This is a genomic window from Mesorhizobium jarvisii, assembly GCF_003601985.1.
Taxonomy (GTDB): domain Bacteria; phylum Pseudomonadota; class Alphaproteobacteria; order Rhizobiales; family Rhizobiaceae; genus Mesorhizobium; species Mesorhizobium jarvisii.
The window spans coordinates 21823-34741 of the sequence record NZ_QZXA01000022.1 but is presented as its reverse complement, the minus strand read 5'-3'; the positions used below and the strand labels follow the sequence as shown (position 1 = coordinate 34741).

11 protein-coding genes are annotated in these 12919 nt (G+C 64.3%); 7 read left to right on the top strand and 4 right to left on the bottom strand.

All coding sequences use genetic code 11. The features are described 5' to 3' along the window. Position 1: 1 nt before the first annotated feature. Entirely contained in the window at positions 2-2089 is a 2088-nt protein-coding gene (locus D3242_RS32535; protein WP_019859532.1) for a GumC family protein, read from the bottom strand. A 328-nt stretch (positions 2090-2417) separates the two neighbouring features. Here D3242_RS32535 and D3242_RS32530 point away from each other — a divergent pair, with 328 nt between their 5' ends. Together D3242_RS32530 and D3242_RS32525 are read left to right on the top strand one after the other, a co-directional pair. Beyond that, positions 2418-3941, top strand: a complete 1524-nt coding sequence (locus tag D3242_RS32530) for a glucosamine inositolphosphorylceramide transferase family protein (protein WP_064985791.1) — start codon at positions 2418-2420, stop codon at positions 3939-3941. A gap of 113 nt (positions 3942-4054) precedes the next feature. Next, positions 4055-5239: an FAD-dependent oxidoreductase gene (locus D3242_RS32525; protein WP_064986094.1), complete on the top strand. Its 1185-nt coding sequence runs from the start codon at positions 4055-4057 to the stop codon at positions 5237-5239. A gap of 177 nt (positions 5240-5416) precedes the next feature. On the opposite strand, the gene D3242_RS32520 is transcribed toward D3242_RS32525, so the two are convergent. Beyond that, positions 5417-6271, bottom strand: coding sequence for a sugar phosphate isomerase/epimerase family protein (locus D3242_RS32520; RefSeq protein WP_019859534.1), 855 nt, complete (start codon positions 6269-6271; stop codon positions 5417-5419). 48 nt (positions 6272-6319) lie between these two features. Beyond that, positions 6320-7375 (bottom strand): LacI family DNA-binding transcriptional regulator, encoded by a 1056-nt coding sequence (locus tag D3242_RS32515; RefSeq protein ID WP_064985794.1) that lies wholly within the window; start codon positions 7373-7375, stop codon positions 6320-6322. 201 nt (positions 7376-7576) lie between these two features. Between D3242_RS32515 and D3242_RS32510 the strand changes: the two genes are divergently transcribed. The 3 genes from D3242_RS32510 to katE all read left to right on the top strand — a co-directional run bounded on the left by D3242_RS32510 (position 7577) and on the right by katE (position 11357). Continuing rightward, positions 7577-8608 (top strand): hydroxyacid dehydrogenase, encoded by a 1032-nt coding sequence (locus tag D3242_RS32510; protein ID WP_064985796.1) that lies wholly within the window; start codon positions 7577-7579, stop codon positions 8606-8608. 274 nt (positions 8609-8882) lie between these two features. Then, the gene (locus D3242_RS32505; RefSeq protein ID WP_019859538.1) at positions 8883-9098 is read left to right on the top strand and encodes a CsbD family protein; all 216 of its coding nucleotides are present in this window, start codon (positions 8883-8885) and stop codon (positions 9096-9098) included. Between the two features lie 150 nt (positions 9099-9248). Next, complete coding sequence (katE, locus tag D3242_RS32500) at positions 9249-11357, top strand: catalase (RefSeq protein ID WP_064985798.1); 2109 nt, start codon at positions 9249-9251, stop codon at positions 11355-11357. Positions 11358-11558: 201 nt separating this feature from the next. On the opposite strand, the gene D3242_RS32495 is transcribed toward katE, so the two are convergent. Continuing rightward, positions 11559-11852: a hypothetical protein gene (locus D3242_RS32495; RefSeq protein WP_019859540.1), complete on the bottom strand. Its 294-nt coding sequence runs from the start codon at positions 11850-11852 to the stop codon at positions 11559-11561. A 270-nt stretch (positions 11853-12122) separates the two neighbouring features. Between D3242_RS32495 and D3242_RS32490 the strand changes: the two genes are divergently transcribed. Both D3242_RS32490 and D3242_RS32485 read left to right on the top strand, forming a co-directional pair. Beyond that, on the top strand, positions 12123-12368 hold the full coding sequence (locus D3242_RS32490) for a hypothetical protein (RefSeq protein WP_038648254.1): 246 nt from the start codon (positions 12123-12125) through the stop codon (positions 12366-12368). 142 nt (positions 12369-12510) lie between these two features. After that, positions 12511-12870, top strand: coding sequence for a low affinity iron permease family protein (locus D3242_RS32485; protein ID WP_019859542.1), 360 nt, complete (start codon positions 12511-12513; stop codon positions 12868-12870). Positions 12871-12919: the final 49 nt, after the last annotated feature.

Genomic DNA, 12919 nt, shown 5'->3' with positions numbered 1-12919 from the left:
GTCAGGCCGCCTCGTCGACCAGCAAGGCGCCGGTCGGCAGCCGCCCCATGACGGAAATGGCCTGCGAGGCCGCCGTGACGTCGCGCATCGGCGTCGAGTTCAGCGTCGCGACCATCACGATCTCGTCGACCATGGCGACCAGCGGCGAGGCATTGAGATTGTCTGCCAGCGCGCCGCCGTCGACGACGACGAGGTCGAAGTTGCGGCCGGCCTGGGCCAGCATGTGCTGCGTGAAGTAGACGCCCTGCGCCTCGGAGAAGACGGCCTTTTGCCGGCCCCTACCCAGCACCGCGACATTGCTGCCGGCGGTGTGCTGGCTCACCGCCTCGAAGGCATATTCGCCGCGCAGCACGTCGAGCAGGCCGGGCTGCGGCTCCTTCTTGCCGCTGACGGCATTGGTGTCGATGAACAGGACGCGGCTGCCCCTGGCGGCCGCGGCATTGGCGAGCAGGCGCGCCACTCGGCCCCGATGCGCGGCGTCTTCCGGCGGCGACGTCAGCAGGATGGACGGCACCAGCGGCCAGTTCGGCGGACGCCGGCTGGAGGCGAACAGCCGTCTCAGCGCCAGGCCCGCGACCGCATCCGTCTTCTGCCCGGCCGCGGCGGCGGCGCCGCTGAAAGGCCACCAGCGGCGGCCACTGCCTGCCTTTGCCGGCAGCACGCCAAACACCGGCGCGTCGATGGCCGATTGCATCTGCGCGCTGGAAAGCACGGTCGGCGAGGAATATTCCGCGATCAGCGCCAGCGCGGTGCCCAGTCCCAGCCCGCCGAAGAGGGCGCCGAAAACCAGCAGCGGCAAAGGCGGCCAGCTCTTGTTCAGGGCGGGCATCGCATTGGAGATGATGCGCGCATTGGTGCTGTCGACATTGATTTGCTCGCGCGTTTCCTGCGCCCGCTGCAGATAGGTGGCGTAGACCGAACGCACCGCCTCGAGGTCGCGCTGCAATTCGCGCAGCTTGACCGAGGCCTGGTCGGTGTCGAGCGACTTGCTCTTCATGCCGGCGACCTTGGCCTCCAGCGCCTGCTGGTTTGCCAGCGCCCGCTCGTAGTCGGTTTCGGCGGCGGCGCCGATGCGTCCGAGTTCGCGCGCGATGAGGGCGCGCGTGTCGCGCAGCTGCTGCTGTGCGGCGATCATCGAGGGGTGGCGCGGCCCAAGTTCCGTGCCAAGCTGCGAGACCTGGTCGACAAGCGTCGCCTCCTGCGCCCGCAGGCTGGAGATGACCGACGAGCGCATCGCTTCCGAGGTGGCGTCCGGCGCGCCGCCGGAGCGGCGCAGCTGGTCGACCTGCGCCTTCAGCGCCGCGGTGCGGCTCTGCGCCGCCGAAAGCTGCGTGTTGATCTCGGTCAGTTCCTGGTCGCTGACCAGATTGCCCGCCGCCATCACCATGTTGTGGGCGGATTTGTAGGCCTCGACGGCGTTCTCGGCCTGCTGCACGCGCTTGCGCTGCTCCTCCAGCCGCGCGGTGATGGAATCGGAAGCGTCCGTGGCCATCTTGGCGCGCGCGCTCGCCTGATCGGCCAGATAGGCCTGGGCGATGGCGTTGGCGAGCTTCGCCGCTTTGTCGGCGCTCTTGGCGGTGACGATCACGTCGAGCACCAGCACCTTGTCTGCCCGCTTAACCGCCAGCCGGCGGCGCAGCGCATCGAGCGTCTTGCCCGTCCTGTCGGTTTCGGCCGACCCCGAGCCGAGCAAGCCGCCGAGCAGACGGCTCACCAACCCGCCCTGCCCGTTGAATTCCGGATCCTCGGTCAGCTTGGTCGCCTCGATGGCCTTGAGCAGGACACCTGTCGACTGGACGACGCTGACCTGGCTTTCCACCATGGTGATGCCGCCATCGGGCGGAACGCGGCTCGGATTGACGTCGTTGGTGACCACCTGCAGGTCTTGCGGATCGATGAGGATTTCCGCCACCGAGCTGTAGAGCGCCGGCGTCAGCAAGCCATAGGCCAGCGCCCCGAGGGTCAGCAGCGCGGCGGTCAACAAGATCAGGAAACGGCGGCGCACCAATATGCGCTTCAGGTCACCCAGCTCGACGGTCGAGGATGCATAGGACGCCGTCGGCACTGGCTCCGGGGCGGCATATTGCATCGCCTCCGAAGCGGGTTGTTGCGGCAACGAGAGCAGGGATGATTGCAAAGGTCGCTCCGACAACACTCCGTGTGCCTGCAAGTGTAAATTGCAGCTTCGACCTAGCTATTCCTCCAACTGTTAAAACACTGTTAATTATGTTGAGAGCTCTTCTGATTTTTGGCACGGAGTTTGCCTGATAAAGGCACGTGCATGTCGACACGGCGCTGGTGAACAGGAGACGGATGGAAATGGGGCAGCAGATCAGTCCAGACCATCCGTGCGGCCATCTCTCCTGCCCCATTTTCGAACACCGGCCCGACACCGATCAAGATGCTAGGGGTGCTACATGCAAGTGAGCCTGCGCCTGGACAGCGAATGCGTCCGTGCTTTTCACCTGCTGCTGCTGCAGCGCCTGGCGGCACTGGCGCAGGTCGAGATGTCGGTCGATGCCAGGCCGGCCGGGGGCGGCATTCCGGGCAGCGCTGCCGCGCTTTTCCAGCTTGAGACAGCCATCCATGGCTTGCCGGCGGACGGACTGGCCAAGCGCCTGCCGCTGTCGGCGCTGGCGCCTTATCGGACGCAGCCGCCCGCCTCTCCCGATCTGGTGATCGACCTCTGCGGCGATGTGAGGCTGGAAGGAACGCGGGTCTGGCGCGTCACCTATGACGGCGCCGCCGGCGAAGCAGCCTTGCTGGCGCTGATCCTGGACGGCCGCACCCCGATTGCCCGCGTCGAGGAGAGCGGCGCCACCGTTGCCGAAGGGCGCCTGGGCACCGAATATGGCGGCATCGCGCTGGCCTCCTTCCAGGACATGCTCGCGCGCACCGCAAGCCTCATCCTCGCGGCAATGCCCCCCTCGGCAGTGAATGGCGCGGCGCGGGCCGCCCTGCCGGTGCTGCCCGAACCGGCGCAAGCCGGTGCCCCGCCGCAGATACCCTCGCCCACCAAACTCGGCATCAGGGCAGGCAAGGCGCTGGCGCGGCGCATCGTCCAGAAGATCTACCATCTCTGCTACAATGCCCCGCACTGGAAGGTCGGCTGGCGCGAGACCAAGGGGCAGGATCTGTTCGACCTGCGCGTCCATCCGGCAGCCGGCTGGCAGGTGCTGCCCGACGACGGCAGCCGCTTCTACGCCGATCCGTTCCCGATCCTGTACCGGGGACAAGTGACCCTGTTCGTCGAGGATTATATCCACCGGCTGGGCCGGGCCATCATCTCCGCCGTGCCGTTCGGCCCGGCGGGGCCGATCGGCCGCCCCGAGCCTGTGCTCGACCTGCCCTACCACCTCTCCTACCCCTTCGTCTTCGAGCGCGACGGCGAGGTCTGGATGGTGCCGGAAAGCTGCGCCAACCGCACAGTCGATCTCTATCGCGCCACCGCCTTCCCCGGCGGATGGGTCAAGGAAGCCACGCTCTTGTCCGACATCGTCGCCAGCGACGCCACTCTGGTCGAGCATGGCGGGCGCTGGTGGCTGTTCGCCACTGTCAGGGACGGCGGCGGCGCCTTCTCCGATGCGCTGCATCTTTGGTCGGCGCCCGACTTCCGCGGCCCCTGGACACCGCATCCCAAGAACCCCGTGCTGGTCGACATCGCCTCGGCGCGACCGGCCGGCCGAATGGTTGAGCGCAACGGCCAATTGCTGCGCCCGGTGCAGGATTGCCGCAGGAGTTATGGCGCCGCCCTTGGCATCGCACGCGTCGCTCACCTTGATTTGAACGGCATGGAGCAAGTCGTCGAGACCATCTTAACTCCTGGGGCGCTATGGAATGGGCGCAAGCTGCACACGCTCAACGAGGCGGGCGGCCTGGAATTCATCGATGGCTCGGCGATCGCGCCGCGCTGGAAACAGAAGCGTTCGTCGTTAACGTAAACAATCGTTACTACCAGCCACCCGCGCTGGTTGCTTGAGGTTGATATGGGGCCGGAAGATATTTCCACTGCAGATTGTGGCAGGCGCAAGATGACCAGCAGAAAGGCAAAGACATGACCACCGCCGCGGCTGGCCCGACCGAAGTCGACGTAGCGATCGTCGGCGCCGGAATGGCCGGCACCACCCTGGCAACGCTGTTGGGAAACGCCGGCCGCAAGGTGGCGCTGATCGATCCGCACCGCGTTCATCACGACGAATTCCGGGCCGAGAAGATCGGTGCGGATCAAATGCAGCTGTTCCAGAAGCTCGGCCTCGACAAGATGGTCATGCCGCTCGTCACCCCGTTTACCGACATTGATGTCTTCCGCCTCGGTCAATTCTTCGCCCGTGAAAAGAAGTGGGAGTACGCATTTTCCTATGGTGCGCTGATCAACGGCCTGCGCGATGCCTTGCCGCCGCAAGTGCCGATCACGATCGGCAAGGTGGCCGAAGTCTCGACCGGACCTGACCGGCAGCGGCTTGTGCTGGCCGACGGCGCCGTCATCGATGCCCGCCTGCTGGTGGTGGCCACCGGCTACAGCGAATTGGTGCGGCGCGCCATCGGCGTCGAGCGCGTCGAATTGTCGAAGGCGCATTCGCTGTCGATGGGGTTCGACCTCGCTGTTGCGCGGCGTGACTGCGCCTTTGGGGCCGTCACCTGCTACGGCAAGCGAGCCTCTGACCGAGTCGCCTATCTCACCGTCTTTCCCATCGGCGACAAGATGCGCGCGAACATGTTCGTCTATCGCACCGTCGCCGAACAATGGACGCGGGACTTCCGCGCCGATCCGCAGAAAATGCTTCGCGAACTGATGCCCGAGATCGCGGCGCAGTGCGGCAACTTCGAGGTGGCGAGCCCGGTCGAGGTCAGGCAGGTCAATCTGACCACGACACAAGGCCATCGCCGCGACGGCGTCGTCTTCATCGGCGACGCATTCAACACGACATGCCCGACGCCGGGCGTCGGCATCGGGCGGGTCATGGTCGATGTCGATCAGCTCCATTCCGTTCACATTCCGCGCTGGCTGGAAACACCAGGCATGGCGGCTGACAAGATCGGCGCTTTCTATGACGACCCGGTCAAGGTGGCCTCCGATAAGGCAGGCATGCGAGTGAGCTTCTACGCCAAGCAGATCACCACCGAAACCGGACTGGAATGGCGCGTGCGGCGCCTGCGCAACAACACGGCGCGTCAGCTGATGATCATCGGCCGCAAGATGCGCCATTTGGGACCGCGCCGGGAGCCCGGAATGGCGTGAGGGTCCTCCCACTTTCTCCCGCCATCCAAGGCCGAGGCGTGTTCCCTTCTCCCTTCCCGCGGAGACGGGAAGCGCGCCAGGCCCAGGATTGTGGGCTGAGAGCAACGCGCTAACGCTTTGATGTTATTGCTTACATCCGCCGCCCAGCGCGGCGAGCCACATAATCCGAGGAAACCCTCACGCCAATTGCAGCCCCGCCTTCCTCGCCGCCTCGCGCAGGAACGGCAGGCCGACACCGATGACGTCGTCCGGGTTCTCCGCCACTGGGCGCCAGACGGCGAGCCCGCCGGCGATGTCGGCGTCGACATGGTTCATGCTTTCGAGCGTGATGGCGCCGGTGTAGCCGATGTCAGCGATGGCCTTCATGCAGGCCGCCCAGTCGAGCATGCCGCGTCCCGGCACGCCGCGATTGGCTTCCGAGACGTGGACATAGCCGAGATAGGGCGCCGCCGCCCTGAAGCCGGCCTCGAAACTCTCCTCCTCGATATGCATGTGATAGGTGTCGAGATGGATGAAGATGTTGTCGGCGCCGACGCGTTCGATGATCCGCGTCGCATCGATGCCGCGGTTGATCAGATGCGTCTCGTAGCGGTTGCAGGGCTCGATGCCGAGCTTCAGCCCATGCGCCTTGGCGGCCTTGGCCGCGCGCACCAGGAAGCGGCACATGCCGTCGATCTCGTCTTCGGTTGGCGCGCGTCCCGACGTCTTGCCGATGGTGCCATAGGTGACGCCGCCCAGCGCGTTGCTGCCGACAGCCTCGCAGACGCCGAAGGCCGGCTCGAGAAAGGCCAGCGCCTCGTCCGGCCGTGCCGATACGTCAAGTGAAGCCGGCAGGCCAAGCGACGGAATAAGCTCGACATTCCAGCGTTCGGCAAACGCGCGCGTGCGCCTGGTGTCGATCTCTTCCGGTCGCAGCAGCGGGATTTCGAGCAGGCCGATGCCCAACCCCTTCAGCCGCTCCATCTGCGGCTCGATCAGGTCGAGGTTCCAGACCGGGGCGATGGCGAAAGTGTGCAGTCCAAAAGTGTTCATCTCAGCCTCTGTGATCGCGCGGTCGCGATGCTGTTGTCGCCGAAGCTTCTATTGCGGTTTTGCGGAATGCGGGCCGTTGCCTGGCGAGCCAACGGATTCCCGCATAAAAACCCGGCAAGGTTCGAGACGGGCCGTTGGCGGCCCCTCCTCGCCTTCAATCCTGGCAAACAGCGCCTCCATGGCGTGGCCGGCGATCTGGCGCACCGGCTGCACCACGGCGGCGATGGCCGGCCATGTCACCTGCATCCATTCGGCGTCGTCGAAGCCAACCAGCGAAATGTCGTTGGGGCAGTGCCAGCCGCGCCGCCGGAACTCCGACAGCGCCACCAGCGTGCCCTTAAGGAACAGCGAATAGACCGCCGTCGGGCGCTCGCCTTCTGCAAAGTAATCACGCAGCTGTGCCCTGAGCGGCTCGACATGGCTTTCGGCAAGCACGACATCGATGCGCACATCCGGCGCCAGGTTCAACGCGGTGGTGCGAAACCCGTCGAGACGGGTGCGCACCGTCGCCGCCTGCTCGCCAAGGCCGACGGCAAGGATGTGACGATGACCCTTGCCGATCAGTTCACGCGCCACTTCGGCGCTGGCCGCCGCACTGTCGGCCGACACCGTGTCGAAGGCGTCGTCGGACAGCACGCGGTCGATCAGCACGCCGGTCATGCCGTTGGCCTTCATGAAGGCGGCCGCCGGGCCATGCTCGTTGCGCACCGGCGCCAGCACCACGCCGGCGACCCGCCAGTCATGCATACGGGCGAGGATTTCCGTTTCGCGGGCTTCGGATTCGCGGCTCGACGCCGCCACCAGCGTATAGCCGCGCTGCTCGGCCAGGCTTTCGAGCTGGGTGACCATCTGGCCGAAGAACTCGCTTTCGAATTCCGGCATGATGGCGCCGATGATGCGGCGCTTGGCCCGGCGCATGTCGGAAGCCAGCGGATCGACGCGGTAACCGAGCTGTTCGATGGCGTCAAAGACGCGCTGCGCATTCTCGGGCTTCACCGTGGCGACGCCGGCCATGACCTTTGAGACGGTGGCCGCCGACACGCCGGCACGGCTGGCCACGTCGTGGATCGACGCACGCCGCTGCTGGTCCTGCCTGTGCGCCATTGCTCCTCCTTCCGAGGCGCGGACAGAGGCATTTCTGTCCGCATGAGAAACGAGTAAATCGATTTTTCGCAGTTGTAAATCGTTTCATCGGCGGTATTTTAGCTGCGGAGCCACATGTCGCCCAAAGATGTAAACGGTTTTGGGGCAACGACATGGGCAAAGCAAAAATGCGCGGCGTCGACCGCGTCGGGAGGAATCATCGTGCCAAACAACGATTTGCCGCTGGTGATCAGCGCGCCGGAACCGCGCTCGCTGGAACTGATCTTCACGCCGCCGCAGCTGGCGCGCTTCCGGGCGAAATACCGCATCGTCGAGACCACGGCCGACGGTGTCGCCGAACTGCCGGCCAATGTGCTGGCGCAGGCCCGCTATATTGTCGGCCAGCCGCCGATCTCGTCGGAGACGCTGGGTCGGATGACGGCGCTGCGCTGCGTCTTCAATGTCGAGTCCAACCTCCTCAACAACATGCCTTACGAGACGCTGTTCGCGCGCGGCATCCATGTCGTCACCACCGGTCTGGTGTTCGCCGAGCCGGTGGCCGAGCTTGGCCTTGCCATGGCGCTGAACCTTGCCCGCGACATCGTCGATGCCGACCTCGCCTTCCGCAAGGGCGAAGAGCTGTGGGGCGGCGACGGCAACCAGACGGCGCGGCTGCTGTCGGGCGCCGATGTCGGCATCATCGGCTTCGGCGATCTCGGCCGCGCGCTGAACCGGCTGCTGACGGGTTTCCGCGTCAACACCAAAGTCTTCGATCCCTGGCTGCCGCCATCGATCCTGATCGACAATGGCGTCGAGCCCGCCTCGCTGGACGAGGTGCTGACCTCGAGCGACTTCGTCTTCGTCGTCGCCTCGGTGACCTCCGAGAACCAGGGTTTTCTCGGTGCGGAGGCCTTCGCCAGCATGCGCAGGGGCGCCGCCTTCATCCTGCTCAGCCGCGCCGGCGTCGTCGATTTCCCCGCGCTGATGGCGGCGGTGAAGAGCGGCCACATCGTCGCCGCCAGTGATGTCTTCCCGGAAGAGCCGCCGGCACTGGATCATCCGGTTCGCACCCTGCCCGGCTTCCTGCGCTCGGCCCACCGCGCCGGCGCGCTCGACATCGCTTTCAAGCGCATGGGCGACATGGTGCTGGAGGACATGGACCTGATCGACCGCGGCCTGCCGCCGCTGCGCTCCAAGCGTGCCGAGCGCGAGACGGTCTCGCGCATGCGATCGAAGCCGGTGGACCGGAACTGACGGGCGAGGTACCGCATTTCCATCGTCCTGCGAGATCTTGCGAAAGCCCGGAAGCGGGCGGGCTTCACGTCGTGATGGAACGATCACCCCGCTGACAGGTTTTGTAAAAGGCCGGGCGGTGGGACGCCCGACCTACTCCAGAAGGCCCGTCACGATTCGCGTCGGTGGCGGGCCTTTTCGTTTTGCCGCGCTCTTCATGGCATGAGGAACCTTCCTGACAAAGCGACGTTGGTCCCCGCCGGTCAGGCAGACAATTCGCAAAAAGGAACATTCCATGGGAAGCACAAGTGACAAGGCCTCTGGTCTCGCCAATCAGGCCGTAGGCAAGGCCAAGGAAGGCGTCGGCAAGGCCGTCGGCAATGACCGCCTGCGCGCCGAAGGCGCCGCACAGGAGGCCAAGGGCAAGGTCCAGAAAGCCGTCGGCGACGCCAAGTCGGCCGTCAAGGACGCGACCAACAAGACCGCGGCCGCAATCAACAAGAACCTCTGAGGGTTCTTCGCTTTCTAGAGACAATTGGAGGCCGCCGTTCGAACCGGCGGCTTTCTTTTTTGCGGATTTGAAATCGGCCGGGAACGCATTGCCATTCCAGAGATTGAGGAACCAGCGCAGCCCGCGCGTTGACCCCAGGGATTTTCAGTCATGGCGAAGCAAGCATCCAAAGCGGCCGGGACGGCCGCGACCATCCACGATCAGAAACTGCAGCGCGGCGAAGGCGGCGAACTGCACCAGACCGCTTCCGGTTCGGCAGAGGTGCTGACGACCGCACAGGGCGGCCCTGTCTCCGACGACCAGAACTCGCTGAGGATCGGTGCCCGTGGGCCAACCGTGCTTGAGGATTTCCACTTCCGCGAAAAGATCTTCCATTTCGATCACGAGCGCATTCCCGAACGCGTCGTCCATGCGCGCGGCTATGGCGCCCACGGCTATTTCGAGACGTACGAATCGCTGGCTAAATACACCCGCGCCGACATCTTCCAGCGCGCCGGCGAAAAGACACCGGCCTTCGTGCGCTTCTCCACCGTTGCCGGCAACAAGGGCTCCGCCGATCTTGCCCGCGACGTGCGCGGCTTCGCCGTAAAACTCTACACGCAGGAAGGCAACTGGGACATTGTCGGCAACAACATGCCGGTATTCTTCATTCAGGATGCGATCAAGTTTCCCGACCTGATCCATGCCGCGAAGGCCGAGCCCAACAGCGATTTCCCACAGGCACAGACCGCGCACGACAATTTCTGGGATTTCATCTCGCTCACGCCGGAAAGCATGCACATGATCATGTGGGCAATGTCGGACCGGGCCATCCCGCGCTCGTTGCGCTTCATGGAAGGGTTCGGCGTCCACACGTTCCGGCTGCTCAACGCCAAGGATGAATCGACCTTCGTCAAATTCCTCTGGAAGCCGAAGCTCGGCCTCCAGTCGGTCGCCTGGAACGAGGCGGTCAAGATCAACGGCGCGGACCCCGACTTCCATCGCCGCGACCTCTGGGACGCGATCCACGCCGGGAATTTCCCGGAATGGGAACTGCAGTTGCAGCTTTTCGACCAGGCCTTCGCCGACAGTTTCGACTTCGACATCCTCGATCCGACCAAAATCATTCCCGAGGAGGTGCTGCCGCCGATCGCGGTCGGCCGCCTGGTGCTCGATCGCATGCCCGACAATTTCTTCGCCGAGACCGAGCAGGTGGCGTTCATGACGCAAAACGTGCCGCCCGGCGTCGACTTCTCCAACGACCCGCTGCTGCAGGGCCGCAATTTTTCCTATCTCGATACGCAGATCAAACGGCTGGGTAGCACCAACTTCACCCACATCCCGATCAACGCGCCGAAATGCCCCTTCCACACTTTCCAGCAGGACGGACATATGGCGATGCGCAACCCGGTCGGCCGGGCCAACTACCAGCCCAATTCATGGAATGAAGGCCCGCGCGAATCCCCGCAAAAGGGCTTCCGTTCCTTTGCCGAAGCCGAAGCCGGACCGAAGGCCCGTTTGCGCTCCGAAAGCTTTGCCGATCACTACAGCCAGGCACGCCAATTCTACATCAGCCAGCACCCCGTTGAACAAGGCCACATCGCCTCGGCGCTGACCTTCGAACTGAGCAAGGTGCAGACCCCGGTCATCCGCGAGCGCATCGTGTCCCACCTTCTCAATATCGATGATGCGTTGGCTCGCAAGGTGGCGGATGCGCTCGGCCTGAAGGCGATGCCGAAGCCCGCCGATGCGGCGGTGCCGACGCGCACCGACCTTGCCGCGTCGGACAAGCTCAGCATCCTCAAGAACGGCCCCGGCCGCTTCGAGGGCCGCAAGCTCGGCATGCTGGTGACCGACGGCACCGACGCAGCTCTGCTCAATGCGCTGAAGCAGGGGATGACCAAGGCCGGCGCCAAGTTCGAGATCATCGCGCCGAAGGTCGGCGGCGCCAAGGCCAGCGACGGGAGTTGGATCGACGCGCAACAGATGATCGCCGGCGCGCCGTCTGTCCTCTACGACGCCATTGCGCTGCTGCCGGCAAAGCCTGCAATGGCCGAACTGCTGAAGGAATCGACCGCCCGCGATTTCGTCGCCGACGCCTTTGCGCACTGTAAGTTCATCGGCTTCGTCGAGGCGGCGACCCCGCTGCTGGACAAGGCCGGCATTGTCGAGGACGAGGCGGTCATTGCGCTGGCTTCCGCCAAGGATGTCGCGGGCTTCATTGCCAGTCTCGGCGACCTGCGCTTCTGGGCGCGTGAGCCGAAGGTGAAGCTGGGTTGAACTCGGAACTGGACCTGGCTGCGCACACGCCGCAGCCAGGTCCAGCGATTGTGAAGTCGGCGGCGAGATTGCCGCCCGCGTCGGCAGTGGGGGCATCACCGGATATTAGGGCTGACGGATACGGATGGAATCTGGCCGACCGTTGCGGGGATCCTGCATCAGCCCGCACAACCAAACCAGCCGAAACCCGCCGGCCAAGCGTCAGGCGGCGCGGCCGAATCCGTTTTCGACGATATCGAGCAGCAGGCCATTATTGTCCGCGCCGACAGGCTCCCTCGACCGCCAATCGCGGGCTGAGCGGTCGAACTCGATCGGCGCCGAATAGAGCTGGGCGAAGCCCAGCACCAGCCGTTCGGCGTCGGCAAGCGACAGGTCGCAATGGCGGCCGGCCAGTCGAGCGGCAAGGACTGGAACGTTGACGATTCCAAAATCGTAGATGGTCTTGATCAGCGTGCGATTCAGGTCGTCGCGCAGTTCGATCGGGTAGTTGTGCATGGCAAACTCCTGTCCAGCGGACTGGGTTTTCCCTCACTTTCACCATGCGCCCCACGATTCGTTAAAGCAAGCCAATTGTGAAAAAAGTATTAATAAAATCAATTAGTTAGTATGTTGAGCCAGTGATGTAACCGGAGCACTTTGAGGGACTGATGCAACAAATGTATTTGGCTACCTCGGAACCAAACAGGCCATTGGCAGATTGTGAGGCACATAAGTCACTTACTCATTCGGCTCACCGCCTGCATCGCCGGAAGAAGGATCTCCACGATGGCTGATAATCTCGAGCGTCCTGAACGCCTGCAGGTCATGCTGAACGAGGAAGAATTCGCGGCCCTCGACACATGGCGTTTCGACAAGCGCATGCCAAGCCGAGCGGCCGCCGTGCGTGAGTTGCTGCGCCGTGGCCTCGCCGCCGATGGCTTCCTGCATGCCAACAGCGGCACGCGTTCAGCGGATTTTGGTCTTCTGAATGGCGAACAGGACGCCCGCAAGACGAAGCCCTCGAGGGAGTGAGGATTGCGGTGTGGCCTGGATGCGGTCGTTCTCCTGAAACGCATGCCCGTGCCTGTGTGATGCAATTCCGTACTGCGAGCCGTTCACAATTTTCCTGGAACTGCTCTGGCCCTGGTGAACATCTGGAGGGTCGGTGGGCAGCATGAACAAATTCCTCTTCGCCAGCGCTGACTTCCTGTCTCGCCCGCCGGGTTTCTACGTCATCATCGTCGCCATGGTGGTGTGCACTGCCCTGGTGCCCTTCGGCCTGACAAACGCCGTCACCTATGCCTTGTCCGTGGCGGCTATCATCATCACCGGCGTCGTCCTGATCCAGGGCTACCGCGACACCGCCGCCATCCACGCCAAGCTCGACGAGATCATCGTCGCGCTCAACGACGCCAGGAACGACGTGGTCGGTCTCGAACATGCCGACCCGAAGGAGATCAAGGCAAAGCTTGGCAAGCTCGAGGAAGAGGCGGCACGGACACTGGTTCGCCGCGCTGAAACCGAGGCCGGCTAAGCACTTCATCGGCGGCGGAGGAATCCGCTATACGAGAATCCAGCGCATT

Excerpts from the sequence above, each read along its gene's own strand:
- D3242_RS32535 (WP_019859532.1), bottom strand. The coding sequence starts at position 2,089 with ATGCAATATGCCGCCCCGGAGCCAGTGCCGACGGCGTCCTATGCATCC.
- D3242_RS32530 (WP_064985791.1), top strand. The coding sequence starts at position 2,418 with ATGCAAGTGAGCCTGCGCCTGGACAGCGAATGCGTCCGTGCTTTTCAC.
- D3242_RS32525 (WP_064986094.1), top strand. The coding sequence starts at position 4,055 with ATGACCACCGCCGCGGCTGGCCCGACCGAAGTCGACGTAGCGATCGTC.
- D3242_RS32520 (WP_019859534.1), bottom strand. The coding sequence starts at position 6,271 with ATGAACACTTTTGGACTGCACACTTTCGCCATCGCCCCGGTCTGGAAC.
- D3242_RS32515 (WP_064985794.1), bottom strand. The coding sequence starts at position 7,375 with ATGGCGCACAGGCAGGACCAGCAGCGGCGTGCGTCGATCCACGACGTG.
- D3242_RS32505 (WP_019859538.1), top strand. The coding sequence starts at position 8,883 with ATGGGAAGCACAAGTGACAAGGCCTCTGGTCTCGCCAATCAGGCCGTA.
- katE (WP_064985798.1), top strand. The coding sequence starts at position 9,249 with ATGGCGAAGCAAGCATCCAAAGCGGCCGGGACGGCCGCGACCATCCAC.
- D3242_RS32495 (WP_019859540.1), bottom strand. The coding sequence starts at position 11,852 with ATGCACAACTACCCGATCGAACTGCGCGACGACCTGAATCGCACGCTG.
- D3242_RS32490 (WP_038648254.1), top strand. The coding sequence starts at position 12,123 with ATGGCTGATAATCTCGAGCGTCCTGAACGCCTGCAGGTCATGCTGAAC.
- D3242_RS32485 (WP_019859542.1), top strand. The coding sequence starts at position 12,511 with ATGAACAAATTCCTCTTCGCCAGCGCTGACTTCCTGTCTCGCCCGCCG.